The sequence below is a fragment of the Telluria sp. LT2P34 genome (genome assembly GCF_059685915.1).
Genome location: NZ_JCASIN010000001.1, coordinates 194,263 through 215,610 on the forward strand (window position 1 = coordinate 194,263; position 21,348 = coordinate 215,610).

Sequence of the window (21,348 nt, forward strand, 5' to 3'; positions counted from 1 at the left end):
CACACTCTGCCGCGCAGACCCGGCGCTGCTAGCGTCCCGGGGCCTGGCCGAGCACACGGGCCGGCAGCATCAGGACCGAGCGCAGCAGCGCAAAGACGGCGTCCACGCCGATGCCCAGCAGGCGCAGCGGCAAGAGCAAGAGCCAGACCAGCGGGTACAGCACCAGGGCCAGCAGGGCAAGCGGCCAGCACAGCATCAAGACCAGCAGCCACAACAGGAAACCGAACATCGCATGCTCCGAAAATGATCGTGGAGCACCAGTGTAAGGCCGCCAGCCGGCCTGGCTTGCCGCCTTGCGACGAACGGCAGGCCGGCGCGACGGAGCCGCCGGATCGCACGATAAGCGGGATCGAGCGAATGGACGAACTACGCGCGCGGCGCGCCCTTACGCGAATTCGACGGCGCGCGCCGTGGGCGGCGCCACCTGCGCCGCGCCTGGCAGCGCGGACACCAGGCTGGCGCGCAGCGATGCCTGCAGGCTCGGGATCGACGCCCCGGCGCGGTATTCCAGGGCGAGCTCGACCGTGTCGCCCGCCACCACCTCGAGCGGGCGCCCCAGCGGCACGCTCATGTAGTGGTTCAGCCAGTCGATGGTGCCGCCCTGCTCCTGCACCACCGACAGCAGGTTCTTGGTGACGAAACGCAGGGCGTTGAGCGTGCCGCCGCGGGCGATCTGGAAACTGCCGCGCCAGGCGATCAGGCTGTCCACCGGGCCGGCGAAGTCGAGCACGCTGTAGACGGCGGGCGCCGCCAGTTCCTCGGTGCCGGGATAGGCCACGTTCGTCTCGTGGAACTGCACGATCGGCGCGTAAAAACCATTGAACGCATAATCCTGCTGCAGGGGCTGGACCGCCATCACCACGGCTTCAGGCATGAACAGCGGCAGCGGCCCGCCGAATTTGGCCAGGTAACGCGCCTTGAAGGCCTCGATCACGGCGACCTGTTTTTCGCGCAGCATGGCCACGTGGATCATTTCGCAGATGACGACGTCGACCGGCTCCGGCGGCAGGTACTCGAAAGCATCCGCGTGGATCACCTCGACCTTGTGGCCGTTCGGATTCATCGCCAGGAAGCGGCGCGCCTCGCGCACCAGGTCCGGATTGAACTCGACGCAGTAGACCTGCGAGGCCGCCTGGGCCGCGAAATACGAGAGCACGCCGGTGCCGCCGCCCAGCTCGAGCACCTTCATGCCGGGGCGCACCGCGTAGGCAATCGCCGCCTGGAAAGCATTCATGCGGTTCTTGTCCATCAACATATTGTGATGATAATGGACGGGGATGAATTGCCCGAGGTAGCAGCTTTCGATTTCGCGTTCGTTCAGCATAAGGTTCCTTATGGTCCGCGCCCATATTACTGTGGCGCATTTATTTTCTCAGTGGGAACATTATGCGGGGCGCTTGCTGTCGGCAATTTTCCGAGCTGGGGCAGGAATACCTGCCAGTTCGCGAGAAGCCCGAGACCCGGGGGCGCCCCTCAGCGCAGGCCGCGGGCGATGCTCCTGGCCACCATCGGCTTGCCCGCGCGTTCGGCGATCTCGACGGCGGTGAGGCCTTCGCTGTTGGTGCGCTTGCGGTCGGCGCCGTGGGCGATCAGCAGCAGCGCGGTGGCGTCGTGGCCTTCGCGCGCGGCCATCATCATCGGCGTGTAGGCCCCGCTTTTGGGGGGCGATACCGCATCGACCCGGGCGCCGCGCGCAAGCAGCAGGCGCACGATGGCGTCGTCGCCACTGGCGGCGGCGTAATGCAGCGCCGTCCAGCCGGGCTGGTCAACGGGTTGGTCGACGGGTCGGTTGACCCTGGCGCCCCTGGCCAGCAGCGCTTCGACCGCCGGGCGGTTGCGTTTGTAGGCTGCCATCATCAGCGCGGTATTCCCGTTCGACGCTTGCGCTTCGAGGTCGGTGCCCGGATGGGCGAGGAAGGCGCGGAATACCTGCATCGCGTCTTCGCGCACCGCCTGCACCAGGCCGGGCTCCGCCCCCAGCGGATTGAGCTGGTTCGCGTTCACCCTGCTGCCCAGCATGGACTGGACGGTCCGCAGGTCGTCGAGCTGGACGGCGCGGAAAAAGGCGGTGAGCTCGCGCGCGCTCGGGGCGGCCGGCGCATCCGGCGCCGCCCGGGCCGGGCCGAGACCAAAGCCAAGGCTGAACGCGAGGACAAGATTCAACAGGCCGGTGCGGCGCGAACGGTTCATATCAGCCCTTTGCGTGCTGGAACAGCGTAAAGAAATTGTCGGAGGTGCGCTGCGCCACCTCGCGCAGCGGCAGTTCCTTGAGGGTGGCGATGTACTCGGCCACGTGCGCCACATAGCCCGGCTCGTTCACCCGGCCGCGGAAAGGCACCGGCGCCAGGTAGGGCGAGTCGGTTTCGATCAGCATGCGCTCGATCGGCACGGCGCGCGCGACCGCCTGCAGGTCTTTCGCGCTCTTGAAGGTGACGATCCCGGAAAACGAAATATAGAAGCCCATCTCGATCGCCGCCTCCGCCACCTCGAGCGACTCGGTGAAGCAATGCATGACGCCGGCCACGCCGCCCTCGCTCACGCCGGCGCCCTCTTCGCGCATGATGCGGATGGTGTCGAGGCTGGCGGCGCGGGTGTGGATGATCAGTGGTTTGCGCGTCTCGCGCGAGGCGCGGATATGGGTGCGGAAGCGCTCGCGCTGCCATTCCAGGTCGCCCTCGAGGCGGTAATAATCGAGGCCGGTCTCGCCGATGGCGACGACCTTCGGATGCCGCGCCAGCTCGACCAGCTGTTGCACGGTCGGTTCAGGCGTGTCTTCGTAGTCGGGATGGACGCCGACCGAGGCATAGATGTTCGGGTATTGCTCGGCCAGCGCCAGCACCGAGGGGAAATCCGGCAGGTCGACCGACACGCACAGGGCGTGCGTGACCCGGTTCTCGTCCATCTTGGCGAGGATCTCGGGCATCCGGGCGGCCAGCTCGGGGAAATTGATATGGCAGTGGGAATCGATGTACATGCCCATATTGTACCGGGTAGGCCCGGCGTCCGAATTTCAGGCTACCCGTTTGCCCAGAATGATCAGATCGCGCTCGACCCCGTCCAGGTTCGCCACGCGCGGAAAATGCGCCCAGGTGTCGAAGCCGAACTTGCCGAACAGGGCCAGGCTCGGCGCGTTATGCCCGAAGATAAAGCCGAGCAGCGTGTGCACCCTGATTTGCGGGGCAAAGGCGATCGCCTGCTCCAGGCAATATTTGCCGATGCCCTTGCCGCGCCAGGCTTCGTCGATATAGATCGACAGTTCGGCCGTGCCCGAATAGGCCGGTCGGCCGTAGAAATTCGAGTAAGACATCCAGCCGATCACAGGCGGATCCTCGGAAGTATCAAGCCCGTCGTGGATGGTCCAGAGCGGGCGCCGCTCGGGCGTATGCTCGTTGAACCAGGCTTCGCGCGAGGCGACGCTGACGGGCTCGGTATCGGCCGTGACTTCGCGCGAGGCGACCGTCGAATTATAGATGTCGACGATGACGGGCAGGTCGTCGCGGCGGGCAAGACGGTGGACGTAGGACGGCATGGAGGGAAACGAGAGAAAAAGATTACAGGGTATGGGTCGCGCGCGAGGAACGCAGGGCGGCGCCCAGGATTTCCTCGATGCGCATCCTGGCGCGCTGGCCGCTTTCATCCTGGGGAAAATGCACGCCGATGCCCTGCGCCTTGCTATTGTTGGCGCCGGCCGGCGTGATCCAGGCGACCTTGCCGGCGATCGGGTATTTGTTCGGATCGTCCATCAGCGACAGGATCAGGTAGACCTCGTCGCCGATCTTGTAGGCCTTCGGTGTCGGCACGAACATGCCGCCATTCTTCAGGAAAGGCATGTAGGCTGCGTACAGCGCCGCTTTTTCCTTGATGGCAAGCGAGAGCACCGACGGCCGCGGCACGAGCGAGGCGTTTGGGTCGGTTGTATTGCCGGTCATCTCGATTTCTCCGAATTCAAACTGCAGGCCGGGCCACGCCGGCCGGGCCGCAGCACGCTGTATAGTCCAGCAACAAATCCTCGACAAACAGCTTGGGCGACAGCGGATGGTCGGCGGTCGCGCGGCGCTCGTTCGCAGACTTGATTGCACGTAACAGCTTCCCAGTGTGCACGCTGGCGGCCAAGGCTGCAAGTTCCTTCTGGTAGCGCGGATAGTAGCGCACCCTGCCGGAAAGCTTACACGCCAGCAGGTCGTAGAGCCAGCGTTGTTGCCATGACACGAGCGCCGCCAGCGGGGCCTTGCTGAGCTTTTCGGCCTGGCGCAAGGCCGCTTCCAGATTCGGGCGGGCCAGGAAGCCCAGCAGGGCGTCGAGTTCCTCGCGCGAGCCGCCCGCCGATTTTTCCAGTGCGGCCAGCGGCGATCCGCTCTCCTCGCTCAGCCAGCTGTCGGCATCCTGCACGCCCTGGGCTTGCAGCCAGGCGCTGGCCGCGGCATGGTCCGGCGTGGGCAGCGCGAACTTGCGGCAGCGCGACAGGATGGTCGGCAGCAGGCGGTCGATGCCGTTCGAGGCCAGCAGGAACACGGTGCCCGGCGGCGGCTCTTCCAGGGTTTTCAGGAGCGCGTTCGAAGCCGGCGTGTTGAGCGCCTCGGCCGGATACAGCACCACCACGCGCAGGCCCTGGCGGTGGGTCGAGATGTTCATGAAGTCGGCCAGCGCCCGGATCTGCTCGATCTTGATCTCTTTCGACGGCGCCTTGGTCGATTTCGATTTCTTGTCGCCCTCCCCGGCATCGGCCTCGGCATCGAAGCCCGGCTCGTCCTCGAGCGCTTCCGGGCGCACGCGCCGGTAATCGGGATGGTTGTGCTGGACGAACCAGCCGCAGGACGCGCAAGCCTCGCAGGCGCGCCCGTCGGCACGTACGTTTTCGCACAGCAGCGACTGGGCAAAGCTTTCGATGAAGCCGGCCTTGCCGATGCCGGCCGGGCCATGGAACAGGATTGCGTGCGGCAGCCGCGCGCGCATCGCCTGCAATGCGTCCCAGGAGGCCTGCTGCCAGGGGTAGATCATCACAGCAGCCGCTCCAGCGCCTCGCTGATTGTCCGCTGGGTCGCCTCGATGCTGCGCGTGGAGTCGATCACGGCGAAACGCTGCGGGAACTGCGCGGCGCGCCGCAGGTATTCGGCGCGGCAGCGGGCAAAGAAGGCCTCCTGTTCGCGCTCGAACTTGTCGAGCGTGCGCGTGGCGTCGAGGCGTTCGCGCGCAACTTCCAGCGGGACGTCGAACAGCAGGGTTAGATCCGGCTGCAAGTGCGGGTGCACCCACGCTTCCAGCGCTTCCATCTTGCTGCGGTCCATGCCGCGCCCGCCGCTCTGGTAGGCGAAGCTGGCGTCGCTGAAGCGGTCCGACAGCACCCAGCTGCCGGCGGCCAGGGCCGGCTCGATGACTTGCGCCATGTGCTCGCGGCGGCTGGCGAACATCAGCAGCGCTTCGGTTTCCAGGTGCATTTTTTCGTGCAGCAGCAAGTCGCGCAGTTTTTCGCCCAGGGGCGTACCGCCCGGCTCGCGCGAGGAGACGATGGTCTTGCCGCGCGCACCCAGAAAATCGTTGACGAAGCCGATATGGGTCGACTTGCCGGCGCCGTCGATGCCTTCGAAGGTGATGAACCTGCCGCGGTCGCTCATGGTGTTCACGGTTTGCTGGCGCTGCTCGACGCACCGCGCTGGTACTGGTTCACGGCGCGGTTATGGTCGTTCAGGTTCTCGGAGAACTGGCTGGTGCCGTCGTTACGCGAAACGAAATACAGGGCCTCGGTCGTGGCCGGCGCCAGCGCCGCGCCCAGCGATTGCACGCCCGGCAGCGCGATCGGGGTCGGCGGCAGGCCATAGCGGGTATAGGTGTTGTACGGCGTATCGGTCTGCAAGTCCTTCTTGGCGATCTTGCCGTCGTAGCGCGCACCCATGCCGTAGATCACGCTGGGATCGGTCTGCAGCATCATGCCGACCCGCAGCCGGTTCACGAAGACGCCGGCGATCATTGCCCGCTCGCTCTTCTGGCCGGTTTCCTTCTCGACGATCGAGGCCATGATCAGCGCCTCGTAGGGCGATTTGTAGGGCAGGTTCGGGTCGCGCTTTTCCCAGGCCGCCTTCAGGCGGTCGAGCATCATCTGGTGCGCCTGCTTGTAGATCTGCAGGTCGCTGGCGCCCTTGGCGAACAGGTAGGTGTCCGGGAAGAACAAGCCTTCCGGCTGTTTGTAGTCCTTGGTCACCTTCGCCATCAATTCGGCGTCGCTCAGTTTTGCCGTTTCCTGGCGCAGCGCCTTGCTGTCCCGGATCGCCTCGCGCATCTGGCGGAAGGTCCAGCCTTCGATGATGGTGAGCGATTCCTGGGCGAACTCGCCGCGCACCAGCTGGGTCAGCAAGCCGCGCGGCGAGGTATTCGGTTTCAACTCGTAGCTGCCGGCCTTGATGCGCGCGCTCTGGCCCGTGACACGGGCCAGCACCTGGAACAAGGCCGGGTTCAGCGGCACGCCGGCCTTTGCCATTTGCTGGGCCGCGGCGCCGACGCTGCTGCCCGGTGCAATCGCGAAATCGATGGCCGGCTCGGCCGTGGTCAGGGGCTGTTTGGCCCACCATGCAAAGCCTCCCACCGCCGCGACCGACACGATCACGCCGGTGACAATCAATTTTTTTATCAATGCCATTCTGTTTTTTCTGGGTTTAAGCAGCCTTCGGCGCGAAATGCCGGGCAACTCTATAATGAGGCCGTAATGATAGCCTAATCGGAAAACATTTCTGGATTTATGAGCAACTGGACAGAACACCTGGCGTCCCAAGGCGCCCGCTTCCATATCGACGAAGCCACGGCCATCGAAGACTTCGGCCGCACGCTCGGCGCCGCCGATCTCGCGGCCGGGTTTGTCGCCCCCGTCACCGACCTCGGCCTGATCGCAGTCAGCGGCGAGGACGCCACTTCCTTCCTGCACAAGCAGCTCACCAACGACGTCGAGCACCTGGGCGACCTGGAGGCGCGCCTGGCCGGTTTCTGCACGCCGAAGGGCCGCCTGCAGGCCAGCTTCCTGATGTGGCGCAGTCAGGCCGATGAAGCCGACACCGTCTGGCTGCAATTGCCCCGTGCAATCCAGGCGCCGCTGCAAAAGCGCCTGTCAATGTTCGTGATGCGCGCCAAGGCGAAGCTGCGCGACGCCACCGAAGAAGAGCATGTCGGCGCCGTACTCGGCATCGGCGGCGCCGCCGGCGACAGGGCGCTGCGCGCCATCCTGCCCGAGCTGCCGGGCGCGCCCTATGGCAAGGTCGAGGGCGCCTATGGCACCGTGGTCCGGCTGGCGGACGCCTTTGGCGCGCCGCGCTATTTATGGCTGAGCTCGTTTGAAACGGCGCAGGCGGCTTTGTCCGCGATGCGCAGCGCTCTGGCCGTCGGCGGCAACGCCGCCTGGCGCCTGTCGAACATCCACGCCGGCGTGCCGCAGATTACGGCAGCCACCCAGGAGCAGTTCGTGCCGCAGATGATCAACTTCGAGCTGCTGGGCGGCGTGAATTTCAAGAAAGGCTGCTACCCGGGCCAGGAAATCGTCGCCCGCAGCCAGTATCTCGGCAAGCTCAAGCGCCGCACCAGCCTCGCCTCGGTCGAGAATGCCGCCGCCCGCGCCGGCGACGAAGTATTTTCGACGGCGGATCCGGACCAGCCCTGCGGCATGGTGGTGAACGCCGCGCCGAACGGCCTGGGCGGCGCCGACCTGCTCGTCGAAACCAAACTCGGCGCCCTGCAGGAAGACGTACGCCTGGGTTCGGCCGCCGGTCCGGCGCTGCGCTTCCTGCCCATGCCCTATGCGCTGGACGCGCTCGACCTCTAGCATGGTCGACCTTTACGTGTACTACAAGGTGCGCAGCGAGGACGCCGCCCGCCTCGAGCCGCTCGTGCGCGCCATGCAGGCCCGTGTTGCCGCGTCGCTTCCCGCGCAGTTTTGCGGAAACGTGCAGCTCAAGCGCCGCCCGGGCAGCGGCGACGGCCTCCAGACCTGGATGGAAGTCTATCCGGACGTCCCCGGCTCCTTCGCCGACGTTCTCGCAGCGGTGGCGGCAGATGCCGGCCTGGACGGCCTGACTGTCGGCCCGCGCCGCGCCGAAGTATTTGAGGAGCTGCCTCCATGTGCCTGATTGTCTTTGCCTGGCGCGTCTTTCCCGGCGTGCCCGTGATCGCCGCCGCCAACCGCGACGAATTCTACGATCGCCCCGCCGCGCCGGCCGCACCCTGGCCGGAGAACCCGAACGTCATCGCCGGCCGCGACCTCGAACACGGCGGCAGCTGGATGGGCATCACCCGCGAGGGCGCGAACGGGCCGAAATTCGCGGCGCTGACGAATATCCGCGCGCCCGGGAATGTCCGGCTGGATGCCCCGTCGCGCGGGGAACTGGTCGCCGATTTCCTGAAGGGTTCGCTGTCGGCGGGCGACTACCTGGACCTGATTGCCGCGCGCGGCGACGTCTACAACGGCTTCAACCTGGTGCTCGGCGACCGCAGCGCGCTCTACTGGTATTCGAACCGCGCCGGCGCCGACGAGCGCAATGGCCGCCCGCTCGAGCCCGGCCGCATCTACGGGATCTCGAACGGCCTGCTCGACGACGCCTGGCCGAAAGTCACGCGCACCAAGGCCCAGTTCGCCAGCCTGCTGTGCCAGGGGGCGCCGGAAGACGCCTATTTCGAGATGCTCGCCGACACCACCCGCGCGCCGGACATGCGCCTGCCGGAAACCGGCGTGCCGCTCGACCTGGAGCGCGTGCTGTCGGCGGTGTGCATCGAAACGCCGGGATACGGCACCCGTACGTCGACGGTGGTGAAGCTGTATGACGATGCGCCGGCGGAGTTGCATGAGCGGATTCTGAGGCCGTAAACTTATGCGATTGAGGTAGATCAAACTTCCCTCCATCCGGCGGCCTAAGGTGGGTGTTTTCACCGAACGGAGGCTGCCATGCGCAAACCTTCACTGCTCGTCGCCCTTGGCGTCGCCGCCCTGCTGCTGGGCTGCCAGACCCCGGCGCAGAACGGCTCGATCAACGATCTGCCGCAAAGCAATCCGACCACGACCAGTACCGATCTGGCGACCGGTTCCTGAGGCCGGAGGCGCGCTCAGAGTCGCGAGCGCAGCATCTCGCGCACCTGCGGCGTGGCCGCGTAGGGATCGGGCGGATTCTTGCCGTGCACGATGGCGTCCAGCCGCTCGGCCACGCCGCCGAGCGCCTGCGGGTGCGAAAAGATATAAAACTGCCCCTCGCGGATCGCCTCGAAAGTCATGCGCGCGACGTCGCTCGCCGATACCTTGCCCGACTCGACCGCTTTCACGGTCAAGGCCTGCGCCGCCATCTGGCTGGCGGTCGGCGCCGCGTCCGGCTTGAGTTCTTCGGGCCGGTTGCGGTGGGAGTGGGAGATGCCGGTCGGCACGAAGTACGGGCACAGCACCGAGGCGCCGATCGGCGCCCCCACCAGCTGCAAGTCGTGGTACAGGGTTTCCGACAGCGACACCACCGCGTGCTTGGAGACGTTGTAGACCCCCATCGCCGGCGCGTTCAAGAGGCCCGCCATCGAGGCCGTGTTGACGATATGCCCCTCGTAGCCGGGATCGCGTTTCGCGCACTCGAGCATCGCCCGGGTGAACACGCGCACGCCATGGATCACGCCCCACAGGTTGACGCCCAGCACCCACTCCCAGTCGGCCTCGGTACTCTCCCAGATCAGGCCGCCCGAACCTACACCGGCATTATTGAATACCAGGTGCATGCCGTGAAAGCGCGCCATTGCCGCGTCCGCAAGCTCCTGGACATGGGCGCCGCGGCTGACGTCGCACACCATGGCCAGCACTTCGGCGTCCTGCGCCAGCAATTCGTCGGTGGCGCGTTCCAGCGCATCGGCCTGGACGTCGGCGATCACCAGCTTCATGCCCAGTCCGGCAGCCACGCCGGCAAATTCACGGCCCAGGCCGCTGCCGGCGCCGGTGATGACGGCGACCTTGCCCTCGAAACTTTTCATACCCCTTCTCCCTGTTTCCTTACACGGCGGAGACGCCGCCGTCGACGGCCAGGATCTGGCCGGTAATGTGCTTGCCGGCATCGGAGGCGAACAGCACCACCGCGCCCTTCAGGTCTTCGTCGTCGCCCAGGCGCCCGAGCGGCGCGTCTTTCGCCAGCGCGTCGGCGCCGATCGTCGCCAGCACCCCCTTCGTCATTTTAGACGGGAAGAAGCCGGGCGCGATTGAATTGACGGTGATCCCGTAGCGGCCCCACTCGCCGGCCAGCGCCCGCGTAAAATTCACGAGGGCGCCCTTCGAGGTGTTGTAGGCGATCGTGTTCATGGTGCCCGGCGGGTTGCCGGCCAACCCGGCGATTGATGAAATGTTGACGATGCGCCCGTAACGGCGCGGGATCATCGACAGCTTGCCGACCGCCTGCGACACCAGGAAAATGCTGCGCACGTTCAGGTTCATGACCTTGTCCCAGGCTTCGAGCGGGTGTTCCTCGGCCGGCGCGCCCCAGCTGGCGCCGGCATTGTTGACCAGGATGTCGACCTGGCCGAGACGGCGCAGCGCTTCTTCGACAAACGGCAGCACGTTCGCCTGCGCGGAGAGGTCGACGGCAATGCTGGAAGCGTCGATGCCGCGCGCGGCCAGGTGGGCGCAGGCGGCGTCGAGCTCGTCCTGCCTGCGCGAGGAAATCACGATCCGCGCGCCCTGCTCGCCGAGCGCTTCGGCCATCTGCAGCCCGAGGCCGCGCGAGCCGCCGGTCACCAGCGCAGTCTTGCCTTGCAATGAAAACAGTTCCTGGGTAGTGCGCATGCGCTCTCCGTGATGATGGTTGGGTTCAGGCTTCGTAATCCATGCACTGGCGCTCGTCGCGCACGGCCTTGAAGAAGGGCATCAGGGCCTGGTGGTCCGGATGGGCCGCATAGGCGTCGAGGGCCGCGCGGCTCTCGAAGGCCGAATACAGCACAATGTCGTAGGTCGCTTCCAGTCCCGGCTGGGCCAGGGCGACCTCGAAGGCCAGGATGCCGGGCACGATGCTCGAGCAGGCATCGAGGCGGCGCTTCATCTCGAGCGCGTTGGCGCGGCGGTCGGCGCCTTCGGCCTGTTCCTTCAACTTCCACATGACGATGTGCTTGATCATTTTCTTCCATTCGCTTGAGTTCGTGGCGACCCAGAATATCACTTCAGTACGGTCGTTCGCAAAAAAATCCTGCGTTAAACCCTGCGTGTTCGGGATCTTCCGGACGGGGACGCTGTCGAATAAATCACAGCAAATCAATCGTAAGTTTGGAGTAAGTTTGAAGCAAGCATGACGTAAGTTTAACGGTCCACACTCCGTCCCAGCTGACCGAGTATCGGCTATCCGGTGACGTACATCCGATTACTTACATTACTATACGGAGACACATAAAATGGCTATCACACCCGGCATGGCTGCGGGCGGGAAGGCAGTACCTTCCTCCCAGGGGATGACCAAGGAAGAACGCAAGGTGATCTTTGCGTCCTCGCTTGGGACGGTTTTCGAATGGTACGACTTCTACCTCTACGGTGCGCTTGCCGCCATCATCGGCAAGCAGTTCTTCCTCGGTGATCCCACCACCTCCTTCATCTTCGCGCTGCTTACTTTCGCGGCCGGCTTCATCGTGCGTCCATTCGGCGCGCTGGTGTTCGGCCGCCTCGGCGACATGATCGGCCGCAAGTACACCTTCCTGGTCACCATCCTGATCATGGGCGCCTCGACCTTCCTGGTGGGCCTGCTGCCGGGCTATGCCACGATCGGCATCGCGGCGCCGATCCTGCTCGTCACCCTGCGCGTGCTGCAGGGCCTGGCGCTCGGCGGCGAATACGGCGGCGCTGCAACCTATGTCGCCGAGCATGCGCCAGAAGGCAAGCGCGGCTTCTTCACCGCCTGGATCCAGTGCACCGCGACCATGGGCCTGTTCCTGTCGCTGCTGGTCATCCTCGGCACCCGCACCGCCATCGGCGAAGCCGAGTTCACGGCCTGGGGCTGGCGCATTCCCTTCCTGGTGTCGGTGCTCCTGCTGGGCGTGTCGGTCTGGATCCGTCTTTCGATGTCCGAATCGCCCGCCTTCACCAAGATGAAATCCGAAGGCAAGACCTCGAAGGCGCCACTGTCGGAAGCCTTCCTCAACTGGCCTAACGCCAAGATCGCGCTCCTGGCCCTGTTCGGACTGACGATGGGCCAGGCAGTGGTCTGGTACACCGGCCAGTTCTACGCCCTGTTCTTCCTGACCCAGACCCTGAAGATCGACGGCCCGACCGCCAACATCCTGATCGCCGTCGCCCTGGTGCTGGGAACGCCGTTCTTCCTCTTCTTCGGCTGGTTGTCGGATAAAGTCGGCCGCAAGTGGATCATCCTCGGCGGCATGGCCATCGCCGCGGCGACCTACTTCCCGATCTTCAAGGCCATGACCCACTACGGCAACCCGGCACTTGCCCAGGCCATCGCAACCTCGCCAGTCAAGGTCGTCGCCGACCCGGCTACCTGTAACTTCCAGGTCGATCCGACCGGCACCGCCAAGTTCCCGTCGTCCTGCGATATCGCATCCCGCATGCTGACCAACGCATCGGTTAACTACGAGATCGTCGGCGCGCCGGCCGGTTCGGTGGCGACGATCATGGTGGGCGACAAGATCATTCAGTCGTTCAATGCGGTAATGACGCCTGACAACCTGAACTTCGACGCAGCAAGCAAGGCGCGCGAAGCGGCACTCAAGACCGAAGTGGTCGGCACGCTGAAAGCCGCCGGCTATCCGGAAAAGGCCGATTCGACGACGATCAACAAGCCGATGCTGGTGTTGCTCTTGTTCATCCTGATGATCTACGTGACGATGGTCTACGGCCCGATCGCGGCGATGCTGGTCGAGATGTTCCCGACCCGTATCCGCTACACCTCGATGTCCCTGCCTTACCACATCGGTAACGGCTGGTTCGGCGGCCTGCTGCCAACCATCTCCTTCGCCCTGGTGGCGGCCAATGGCAACATCTACTACGGCCTCTGGTATCCGATCATCATCGCCCTGATTTCCCTGGTGATCGGCGCCCTCTTCGTGCGCGAAACGAAGGACAACAACATCTACGCCAACGACTGACGCGCAAGCCCAGGTCGATCAGCCACCCGGCTGATGAACGAAGAATGCCGCTGGAAACAGCGGCATTTTTTTTGTCCTATCACGACTGCTGGCACCGATTTACAAGAATCTAACCTTGCCGTAACGCCGATTTCACCCGCCGAACTGTAGTCTCTGCCAACAAGGGTCATGCCGCTCACCCGAGTGGCGCCTGAAACTGCAATTCTTCGAACCCTTACATATGCTCAGTCATTGGCGATTTTCCTCCCGGCTAACCGCACATCTTCAACTCACCGGCCTCGAGTCCGACGCCTGGAGACGAGCCAGAATTCGCATGGCCTGGGTGCTGCTTGCCCTGCCACTAGTTTTATCCTTGGTCGCCCTGCTGACCGACTGGGACCTGGTCCTGGCCGACGCCATGTTCGATCGCAGCCTGAACGTTTTTCCCTGGCGTCATCGCTGGTTGACCGAACAGTTTAGTCACGTCATCCTGAAGCGGCTGTTCATGGCAACCGGACTGGGATTCGTCGCGATCGGCTTGTGGGATCTGCTTGCACCGCGGCGCTGGACCTGGCTGCTGCGCTACCAGGTCAGGGTCGTCGCCCTGTCGGCGATCCTCGTTCCGGCAATGGTCAGCATCCTGAAGCACATGAGCGCTAGCCACTGTCCTTGGGACTTGGCACGCTATGGCGGAAGCGAGCCCTACGTAGGCCTGTTCGCATTTCATTCGGCGGGCATGCTCCCGGGCCAGTGCATGCCGGCGGGTCATGCCTCCAGCGCACTCTGGATGATATCGATCGGGATTTTCTTTGTCCCACACCGGCTGAACGCGGCGGCCCTTACCCTGGGGGGCTTTCTCGCCCTGGGTTGCGCGGTAGGATGGCTACAGCAACTGCGGGGAGCCCATTTCTTGACGCACACCCTCTGGTCGGTATGGGTGGCGCTGGCCAGCGTTTCCTTGATTGCGATATGCCTGGACAGCTGGCCGGTGCGGCGACGCGCCGCGCAAGCCGCCGGACCTGCGCTGGCGAGCATGGCGAAACTCGATGCCGCGCCGATCGCCTGAATGGCATCGCGGTCAAGCTCATGCAGCCTGGCTGACCAGGTAAGCACAGCGCCGCGCGCCTTCCAGCTGATGTTCGATGCGCACCACTGCCACGCCTGGCCCGAGCACGCGCCGGAACACCTCCAGCTCGGAGCGGCAGAACTGCTGGCAGGCACGCGCCGCCGAGCAGATCGGGCAATGGTTTTCGATCAAGAGCAGGCTGCCATCGACCCGGGGCTGTACTTCGGCCATGTAGCCGTCTGCTGAACGCGCTTCGGCCAGGGCGGCGACCCGATCGTCGAGCGTCACGCAGCCGGCCATCCGCTCGCGGTAGACACGCTCGCCCGCCTCCTCGCGTGCGGCGATCAGTCGCTCCAGCCCGGTTTCCCCGAACAGGGTGCGCACCCCGGTGATCAGGTCGAGCGTCAATTCTTCGTGGCGGTCCGGAAAGCGCGCATGGCCCAGCTCGGTGAGCAGCCAGCGCCGCACCGGGCGGCCGACCCTGCCGGCGGTGTCGGTATGGGTGGCCAGCCCTTCCCTTTCGGCGGCCTCGAGCTGGCGCCGCACCCCCATCGGCGTCAATCCGATCAGGCCGGCCAGGGCTTGCGCGGTCTGGGCGCCGCGTGTTTTCAGCAGCAGCAGGAGCTGGTCGTTGGTATTCATGTGATCTCCAGTTTCGTGTCTCGAGCGGCGGGCGTGGCCTGCGTTCTTCAGTTGCGCAGCCAGCAGGCAGGCACTGGCGACCAGGAGCGCGGTCTTCACGAAAGGGGCCATTACCTTGCAATACAGGCATCGTATGCATGAGCTAGCGATAAGTAAACGATTTTGTTTACTTATTCAAAAAAGCCGCTGTAGCCCCGTAAAAAAGGCAGACTCGCGTCTGCCTCGGTCCTGCATCGATCACATGAATCGCTTAGCCGTTGAATCCCTTGCCCTCGCCGGCCAGGCGCTCGAGCAGCGGCGCCGGCGTCCAGGCCTCGCCATGGCGCCCGCGCGCGAAACCGCGCATCCCGTCCAGCACCGTATCGAGGCCCACCGTGTCGGCGTACAGCATCGGCCCTCCGCGGTGCAGCGGGAAGCCATAGCCGCTCAGGTAGACCATGTCGATATCCGAAGCGCGCAGCGCGATGCCCTCTTCCAGGATGCGCGCGCCTTCGTTCACGAGGGCGAACGCCAGGCGCTGCACGATTTCTTCATCGCCAATCGTCCGGCGCTCGACGCCCTCGGCCTGCGATTGCGCCAGGATCATGTCGGTGACGAGCTGCGATGGATGGGCGCTGCGGTCGCCCGCCTGATAGTCGTACCACCCGGCGCCGGTCTTCTGGCCGAATCGTCCCGCTTCGCAGAGCAGGTCCGGCACCTTCGAGTAGACCAGGCCGGGGGACTCGACGGCGCGGCGCTTGCGCACATACCAGCCGACGTCGTTGCCAGCCAGGTCGCTCATGCGGAAAGGTCCCATCGCAAAGCCGAATCCTTCGATCGCCTTGTCGACCTGCTCCGGCAGCGCGCCTTCTTCCAGCAGGAAGAAAGCCTGACGCAGGTATTGTTCGAGCATGCGGTTGCCGATGAAGCCGTCGCAGACGCCTGACACGACGCCCGTCTTCCTGATCTTCTTGGAGAGCGCCAGTGCGGTGGCCAGCACGTCCTTGCCGGTCTGTTTGCCGCGCACGATTTCGAGCAGCTTCATCACATTGGCCGGGCTGAAGAAATGCAGGCCGATCACGTCCTGCGGACGGCTGGTGAATCCGGCGATGCGGTCCAGATCGAGCGTCGAGGTGTTCGAGGCCAGGATCGCGCCCGGTTTCATGTGCGCATCGAGCTGGCGGAATACGGCTTCCTTGACCTGCATGTCTTCGAACACGGCTTCGATCACGATGTCGGCCTGGGCGATGTCCGCGTAAGAGAGCGTACCGCCGATCAGCGCCACCCGCTCCTGCGCCTGCTCCGGCGTCAGCTTGCCCTTTTTCACCGTGTTCTCGTAGTTCTTGCGGATCGTCGCCAGGCCCTTGTCGAGTGCCTCCTGCTGCGTCTCGAGCATGGTGACCGGAATGCCGGCGTTGGCGAAGTTCATCGCAATGCCGCCGCCCATGGTGCCGGCGCCGACCACCGCGGCGCTCTGGATGCTGCGGGTCGGGGTATCGGCCGGCACGTCGGGCACCTTGCTGGCGGCGCGCTCGGCGAAGAAGGCGTGGCGCAGGGCTTTCGATTCGCTCGTCTGCGCCAGCGCCAGGAACTGCTCGCGCTCGAACTTCAGGCCCTCTTCGATCGGCATGCGCACGGTGGCGCCCACGCACTCGACGCAGGCCAGCGGCGCCGGGAAGGCGCCGGCCGCCGCCTTCACCTTTTCGCGCGTCGCGTCCAGGAAAGCTTCATGGCCAGGATAGTCGACGTTCAGTTCGCGCACCTTCGGCAGCGGACGCAGCTCGGCGATGCCGGCCGCGAATTCCACGCTGGCCGCCAGCAGGTCGACCCCGGCATCGAACACGCGGTCGAACAGCCGTGTGGCGACCAGCTTTTCCGACAGCACCGGGTTGCCCGACACGATCATCTGCATGCCCTGCTCCAGGCCGACCACGCGCGGCAGGCGCTGGGTGCCGCCGGCGCCCGGCACCAGCCCGATTTTTACTTCCGGCAGGCCGATCTGGGCGCCGCGCGCGGCGACGCGGTAATGGCAGCCCAGCGACAGTTCGAGGCCGCCGCCCATGCAGACGCCGTGAATGGCGGCGACGACCGGTTTGCGCAGGTTCTCGGCGGTGGCGATCAGCGTGTGCAGGGTCGGCTCGGTCAGCGCTTTCGGCGAATTGAACTCGCGGATGTCGGCACCGCCCGAAAACACCTTGCCGCCACCGATGATGACGACGGCACTCACCGCCTCGTCGACCTCGGCCCGGCACAGCGCCTCGACCGCCGCCGTGCGCGTGGCCAGGCCCAGGCCATTGACCGGTGGATTATTCAGGGTGATGACGGCAACGCTGCCGTGCACGGCGTAGTCTGCACTCATGTCTCTTCCTCGTATTTGTGAAAACGGATCCCACAACTATAACCGAAAAAGTACGGTCGTCTTATTCCATCGATGGCGATTCCGGGTATGTCACAATCCGTGCGGATTCGTCACGGGAAAGAATATGGAAAAACTGATTTCGCAATGGCTGCGCCTGTATCTTGATCCTTCGCGGCAGCAGGAAGCGCTGGGTGAGCAGCTCGCCGCGCACCTGCGTGGCGAAGCGACGCTCGGCACCGGCGCGGAAAACGGCATGACCCGCGTCATCGTCCTTCCCTTCGACAAGCAGAACGATGGCAGCGACGGGCACTGGACCGCCTTGTGCGAGCTGGCCAGCATCCTGCAGGTCCACTATGGTTTTCCAGCGCCGGCCGTGAGCGTGTCCGGCGCCGATGGCTATCGACTCTGGCTGTCGCTGGAAGCACCGGTAGCGCTGGCCGAGGCCCGGCAATTCATCGAACAGCTGCACCGGGTGCATGGTTTCGGCATGGCGCCCCTGGCCGAAGCCGCCGGTGAAGCGCACCCGTTGCCGCCTTGCCTGAACCCGCGCAGCAGCAAGTGGGCCGCATTCATCAACCCCGGCATGGGCGCATCCTTCGCCGACGAGCCGGGCCTGGAAGTCGCGCCGCCACTCGCTGCGCAGGCCGCTTTCCTCGAGGGCCTGGAGAGTATCGGCCTCGCGCAGTTCAGGCACGCCCTGGCGGCGCTGGAGCCGGCCGCGCGACCGATCACCCAGCAAGCGCCGCCGGCAAGCTTCGCGCCAGCTGCGGATGCGCCGGCAGGCCTGCTGCTGCGCGATGCCACACTCGAGGACATCGTGCGCCACCTGCACGCGCGCGGTATCGAGCCGACCTTGCGCCACCTGCTGCCTGGCGCCGCTTAGCTGGCGGGGAGCTGGTGCTCCCGATACTGATCGCGCAATTTGTTCTTCTGGACCTTGCCGGTCGCTCCCATCGGCAGCGCCTCGGTAAACACCACGTCGTCGGGCAGCCACCATTTGGCGATCTTGCCTTCGAAGAAGCCGAGCAGCTCCTCGCGCCCCACTTCCTGTCCGGGCCGCTTGACCACCACCAGCATCGGCCGCTCGTCCCACTTCGGATGGGCGACGCCGATGCAGGCCGCCTGCAGCACCGCCGGATGCGCCATGGCGATGTTTTCGATGTCGATCGTGCCGATCCACTCGCCGCCGGACTTGATTACGTCCTTGCTGCGGTCGGTGATCTGCATGTAGCCGTCGCCGTCGATCGTGGCCACGTCGCCGGTCGGGAACCAGCCATCCTTCAGCACATCGCCGCCTTCGCCGCGGAAATAGCTCGAAATGATCCATGGCCCCTTTACGTACAGGTGGCCGTAGGTCTGCCCGTCCCAGGGCAATTCCTCGCCGTCGTCGTTGACGATCTTCATGTCGACGCCGAAGATGGCATGGCCCTGCTTTTGCAAGATCTTGCGCTGAGCCTCTTTCGGGAGCGCCAGGTGCTTCGCCTGCAGGCCGCCGGTGGTGCCGAGCGGCGACATTTCGGTCATGCCCCAGCCGTGGATGACGTGCACGTCGAGCTTGTCGATCAGGGTGTCCATCATCGCCGGCGGGCAGGCCGAGCCCCCGATCACGGTGCGGCGGAAGGTCGAGAACTGCAAACCGTTTTGCAGCGCATGGTTGATCAGGCCGAGCCAGACGGTCGGCACGCCCGCCGAGAAGGTCACGCCTTCGGACTCGAACAGTTCGTACAGGGACTTGCCGTCGAGCGCGGCGCCCGGAAACACCATCTTCGCGCCGGACAGCGGCACCGAGTAAGGCAGTCCCCAGGCATTCACGTGGAACATCGGCACGACCGGCACGACCACATCTTTTGAGGAGACGTTGAGCGCGCCCGGCATCGCCGAGGCATAGGCATGCAGCAGGGTCGAGCGGTGCGAATACAGCGCGCCCTTCGGGTTGCCGGTCGTGCCCTAGGTATAGCAGAGCGAGGCGGCGGAGTTTTCGTCGAACTGCGGCCATACGTAATCGTCGCTGCTGGTGGCGATGATGTCTTCGTAGCACAGCAGGCTGGGTATCCTGGTTTCCTGGGGCATATGCGCGCGGTCGCTCATCAAGACGAAACTCTTGACCGTCTTGCAGTGCGCGGCCACCGCCTCGATCAGCGGCAGGAACGTCAGGTCGAAAAACAGGTACTGGTCTTCGGCATGGTTGACGATGTAGGCGATCTGCTCGGGATGCAGGCGCGGATTGATGGTGTGCAGCACCGCACCCGAGCCCGACACCGCATAGTAGAGCTCCATGTGGCGGTACCCATTCCAGGCCAGGGTGGCGACGCGTTCGCCCATGCCTACCCCGAGCCCTTGCAAGGCATGCGCCATGCGCCGCGAACGCGCCGCGCATTCTTTATAGGTATACCGGTGCAGGTCGCCCTCCACCCTGCGCGACACGATCTCGTTGGCCCCGTAATGGCGGGCGGCAAATTCGATAATGCTCGAAATCAGCAGGGGCTGGTCCATCATCTGGCCCATGACCGGGCTCTTCGGATACGGCGTCATCGTGGTCTCCTGTGGCGGGTTTGGCAACTGCGCACGAGTGTGGTTCCGCCCGTTTGATCTCGTCAACAGGTTTCGATGCTGCGCCGCACCAGCCGATGCGCGCCGGGTATGCGCCCTGGTTACCGGGTGTAAAAGACCTTGCCCGCGCAGTGTGCCAATGAGAATCTGCCCCGTACGGTAAAATTCCGTAGTCCTCACGACTATCTTGCATGGGAGCTGCCATTACACCTGACGATCTTGCTTTCGGTAACGGCTTTGCCGCACTGCCGCCCGCGTTTTATACGCGGCTGATGCCTACGCCCCTGCCCGCTCCCTATTTCGTGGCCGCCAGCGCCCGCGCGGCCGCGCTGGTCGGGATCGACCCGCAGGCGCTGCAACAGGACGATTTCGTGGCCGCCCTGACCGGCAACCAGCTGTTCCAGGGTTCGCAGCCGCTGTCGGCCGTCTACTCCGGGCACCAGTTCGGCGTCTGGGCCGGCCAGCTGGGCGACGGCCGCGCCATCCTGCTGGGCGACCTGCCGGGACCGCAAGGCCGCATGGAGCTGCAGGTGAAGGGCGCCGGCAAGACCCCGTATTCGCGCATGGGCGACGGTCGCGCCGTGCTGCGCTCGTCGATCCGCGAATTCCTGTGTTCCGAAGCGATGGCCGCGCTCGGCATCCCGACCACGCGCGCGCTCGCCATCACCGGTTCCAACCAGCGCGTGATGCGCGAAACCATCGAGACGGCATCGGTCGTCACCCGCATGGCGCCCTCTTTCGTGCGCTTCGGCTCCTTCGAGCACTGGCACTACCGCAACCAGCCGGACGAACTGCGCCTCCTGGCCGACTATGTGATCGATGGCTTCTATCCCGAGCTGAAGGGCGAGGCCAAGCCCTATGCGGCTTTGTTGGCCGAGGTCACGCGGCGTACCGCGCGCATGATCGCCGGCTGGCAATCGGTCGGCTTCATGCATGGCGTGATGAACACGGACAACATGTCGATTCTCGGCCTGACACTCGATTACGGCCCCTTCGGCTTCATGGAAGCCTTCGATGTCGACCACATCTGCAACCATACCGACCAGGGCGGGCGCTATTCGTATGGCAACCAGGTGCCCGTCGGCCACTGGAATTGCTATGCGCTGGGCAATGCCCTGATGCCCTTGATCGATTCGGTCGACGCCGCCCAGGAGGCGCTCGACGTCTACATGCCCGAATTCGAACGCGAGCTGGACCGGCTGCTGCACGCCAAGCTGGGACTGGCGACGGCGCAGGAAGGCGACCGCGCACTGATCGACGGGCTGTTTACCATCATGCAAGCCGGCCACGTCGACGTCACGCTGCTGTTCAGGCGCCTTGGCGATTTTCAAGGCGCAGCCGCACAGGACGAGACCGCGGCGCTCGATGCACCGCTGCGCGACCTGTTCCTGGACCGCGCCGCGTTCGACGAATGGGCCCTGCGCTACCGCGCGCGCCTTGCGCTGGAGACAAGGGACGACGAGGCGCGCCGCAGCGCCATGAACCGCGTCAATCCGAAGTACATATTGCGAAACTATCTGGCCCAGCAGGTGATCGAACAGGCGCACAAGGGCGATTATTCCGGCGTGCGCGATCTGCTGGCCGTCCTCGAGCAGCCCTTCGACGAGCATCCCGCCCGTGAAGCCTGGGCCGCCTTGCCGCCGGACTGGGCAGCGCAGCTCGAAGTAAGCTGTTCTTCGTAGCATTCAATCCGAAAGAC

22 protein-coding genes and 1 pseudogene are annotated in these 21,348 nt (G+C 65.0%); 8 read left to right on the plus strand and 15 right to left on the minus strand.

Going from position 1 to position 21,348, the window contains the following annotated elements; genetic code table 11:
* Positions 1–28: 28 nt before the first annotated feature.
* The 9 genes from AC56KZ_RS00915 to mltG all read right to left on the minus strand — a co-directional run bounded on the left by AC56KZ_RS00915 (position 29) and on the right by mltG (position 6,631).
* Positions 29–229: a hypothetical protein gene (locus tag AC56KZ_RS00915; protein ID WP_497160256.1), complete on the minus strand. Its 201-nt coding sequence runs from the start codon at positions 227–229 to the stop codon at positions 29–31.
* Positions 230–385: 156 nt separating this feature from the next.
* Positions 386–1,324, minus strand: a complete 939-nt coding sequence (locus tag AC56KZ_RS00920) for a class I SAM-dependent methyltransferase (RefSeq protein ID WP_497160257.1) — start codon at positions 1,322–1,324, stop codon at positions 386–388.
* 149 nt (positions 1,325–1,473) lie between these two features.
* The gene (locus tag AC56KZ_RS00925) at positions 1,474–2,190 is read right to left on the minus strand and encodes an ankyrin repeat domain-containing protein (protein WP_497160258.1); all 717 of its coding nucleotides are present in this window, start codon (positions 2,188–2,190) and stop codon (positions 1,474–1,476) included.
* Position 2,191: 1 nt separating this feature from the next.
* The gene (locus AC56KZ_RS00930) at positions 2,192–2,974 is read right to left on the minus strand and encodes a TatD family hydrolase (protein ID WP_497160259.1); all 783 of its coding nucleotides are present in this window, start codon (positions 2,972–2,974) and stop codon (positions 2,192–2,194) included.
* A gap of 36 nt (positions 2,975–3,010) precedes the next feature.
* Positions 3,011–3,529 carry a GNAT family N-acetyltransferase gene (locus AC56KZ_RS00935; RefSeq protein ID WP_497160260.1) on the minus strand — a complete coding sequence of 173 codons (519 nt, stop codon included), beginning with the start codon at positions 3,527–3,529 and terminating at the stop codon, positions 3,011–3,013.
* 22 nt (positions 3,530–3,551) lie between these two features.
* On the minus strand, positions 3,552–3,929 hold the full coding sequence (locus AC56KZ_RS00940; protein WP_497160261.1) for a PilZ domain-containing protein: 378 nt from the start codon (positions 3,927–3,929) through the stop codon (positions 3,552–3,554).
* A 16-nt stretch (positions 3,930–3,945) separates the two neighbouring features.
* Positions 3,946–4,998, minus strand: a complete 1,053-nt coding sequence (locus AC56KZ_RS00945; protein WP_497160262.1) for a DNA polymerase III subunit delta' — start codon at positions 4,996–4,998, stop codon at positions 3,946–3,948.
* Positions 4,998–5,612: a dTMP kinase gene (gene tmk / locus AC56KZ_RS00950; RefSeq protein WP_497161192.1), complete on the minus strand. Its 615-nt coding sequence runs from the start codon at positions 5,610–5,612 to the stop codon at positions 4,998–5,000. The genes AC56KZ_RS00945 and tmk overlap by 1 nt, the downstream gene beginning before the upstream one ends.
* A 5-nt stretch (positions 5,613–5,617) precedes the next feature.
* Positions 5,618–6,631, minus strand: a complete 1,014-nt coding sequence (gene mltG, locus AC56KZ_RS00955; RefSeq protein ID WP_497160263.1) for an endolytic transglycosylase MltG — start codon at positions 6,629–6,631, stop codon at positions 5,618–5,620.
* A 99-nt stretch (positions 6,632–6,730) separates the two neighbouring features.
* On the opposite strand from mltG, the gene ygfZ reads away from it, so the two are divergent.
* From ygfZ to AC56KZ_RS00975, 4 genes are all read left to right on the plus strand, one after another.
* Entirely contained in the window at positions 6,731–7,801 is a 1,071-nt protein-coding gene (gene ygfZ / locus AC56KZ_RS00960; RefSeq protein WP_497160264.1) for a CAF17-like 4Fe-4S cluster assembly/insertion protein YgfZ, read from the plus strand.
* 1 nt (position 7,802) lies between these two features.
* Positions 7,803–8,105, plus strand: a complete 303-nt coding sequence (locus AC56KZ_RS00965; RefSeq protein WP_497160265.1) for a DUF4936 family protein — start codon at positions 7,803–7,805, stop codon at positions 8,103–8,105.
* Entirely contained in the window at positions 8,096–8,839 is a 744-nt protein-coding gene (locus AC56KZ_RS00970; protein ID WP_497160266.1) for an NRDE family protein, read from the plus strand. Before AC56KZ_RS00965 ends, AC56KZ_RS00970 begins: the two co-directional genes overlap by 10 nt.
* A 78-nt stretch (positions 8,840–8,917) precedes the next feature.
* The gene (locus AC56KZ_RS00975; RefSeq protein ID WP_497160267.1) at positions 8,918–9,061 is read left to right on the plus strand and encodes a hypothetical protein; all 144 of its coding nucleotides are present in this window, start codon (positions 8,918–8,920) and stop codon (positions 9,059–9,061) included.
* A gap of 14 nt (positions 9,062–9,075) precedes the next feature.
* Here AC56KZ_RS00975 and AC56KZ_RS00980 read toward each other — a convergent pair whose 3' ends face one another.
* Genes AC56KZ_RS00980 through AC56KZ_RS00990 form a run of 3 tightly spaced genes read right to left on the minus strand, consistent with a single transcriptional unit; the run spans position 9,076 to position 11,102 of the window.
* The gene (locus tag AC56KZ_RS00980; RefSeq protein ID WP_497160268.1) at positions 9,076–9,972 is read right to left on the minus strand and encodes an SDR family oxidoreductase; all 897 of its coding nucleotides are present in this window, start codon (positions 9,970–9,972) and stop codon (positions 9,076–9,078) included.
* 19 nt (positions 9,973–9,991) lie between these two features.
* On the minus strand, positions 9,992–10,774 hold the full coding sequence (locus tag AC56KZ_RS00985; protein ID WP_497160269.1) for an SDR family oxidoreductase: 783 nt from the start codon (positions 10,772–10,774) through the stop codon (positions 9,992–9,994).
* A 25-nt stretch (positions 10,775–10,799) separates the two neighbouring features.
* Positions 10,800–11,102: a Dabb family protein gene (locus AC56KZ_RS00990; protein WP_497160270.1), complete on the minus strand. Its 303-nt coding sequence runs from the start codon at positions 11,100–11,102 to the stop codon at positions 10,800–10,802.
* A gap of 271 nt (positions 11,103–11,373) precedes the next feature.
* On the opposite strand from AC56KZ_RS00990, the gene AC56KZ_RS00995 reads away from it, so the two are divergent.
* Complete coding sequence (locus AC56KZ_RS00995; protein ID WP_497160271.1) at positions 11,374–13,074, plus strand: MFS transporter; 1,701 nt, start codon at positions 11,374–11,376, stop codon at positions 13,072–13,074.
* Positions 13,075–13,387: 313 nt separating this feature from the next.
* On the plus strand, positions 13,388–14,119 hold the full coding sequence (locus AC56KZ_RS01000) for a phosphatase PAP2 family protein (protein ID WP_497160272.1): 732 nt from the start codon (positions 13,388–13,390) through the stop codon (positions 14,117–14,119).
* A gap of 18 nt (positions 14,120–14,137) precedes the next feature.
* On the opposite strand, the gene AC56KZ_RS01005 is transcribed toward AC56KZ_RS01000, so the two are convergent.
* Together AC56KZ_RS01005 and AC56KZ_RS01010 are read right to left on the minus strand one after the other, a co-directional pair.
* Positions 14,138–14,761: a helix-turn-helix transcriptional regulator gene (locus AC56KZ_RS01005; protein ID WP_497160273.1), complete on the minus strand. Its 624-nt coding sequence runs from the start codon at positions 14,759–14,761 to the stop codon at positions 14,138–14,140.
* Between the two features lie 250 nt (positions 14,762–15,011).
* Positions 15,012–17,099, minus strand: coding sequence for a 3-hydroxyacyl-CoA dehydrogenase NAD-binding domain-containing protein (locus AC56KZ_RS01010; RefSeq protein WP_497160274.1), 2,088 nt, complete (start codon positions 17,097–17,099; stop codon positions 15,012–15,014).
* 124 nt (positions 17,100–17,223) lie between these two features.
* Between AC56KZ_RS01010 and AC56KZ_RS01015 the strand changes: the two genes are divergently transcribed.
* Complete coding sequence (locus AC56KZ_RS01015) at positions 17,224–17,982, plus strand: hypothetical protein (RefSeq protein WP_497160275.1); 759 nt, start codon at positions 17,224–17,226, stop codon at positions 17,980–17,982.
* On the opposite strand, the pseudogene AC56KZ_RS01020 reads toward AC56KZ_RS01015, so the two are convergent.
* A pseudogene (locus tag AC56KZ_RS01020) lies at positions 17,979–19,631 on the minus strand (3-(methylthio)propionyl-CoA ligase). The gene AC56KZ_RS01015 and the pseudogene AC56KZ_RS01020 overlap by 4 nt on opposite strands.
* 209 nt (positions 19,632–19,840) lie before the next feature.
* Between AC56KZ_RS01020 and AC56KZ_RS01025 the strand changes: the two are divergent.
* Entirely contained in the window at positions 19,841–21,331 is a 1,491-nt protein-coding gene (locus tag AC56KZ_RS01025; protein WP_497160276.1) for a protein adenylyltransferase SelO, read from the plus strand.
* The last annotated feature ends 17 nt before the right edge of the window (positions 21,332–21,348 follow it).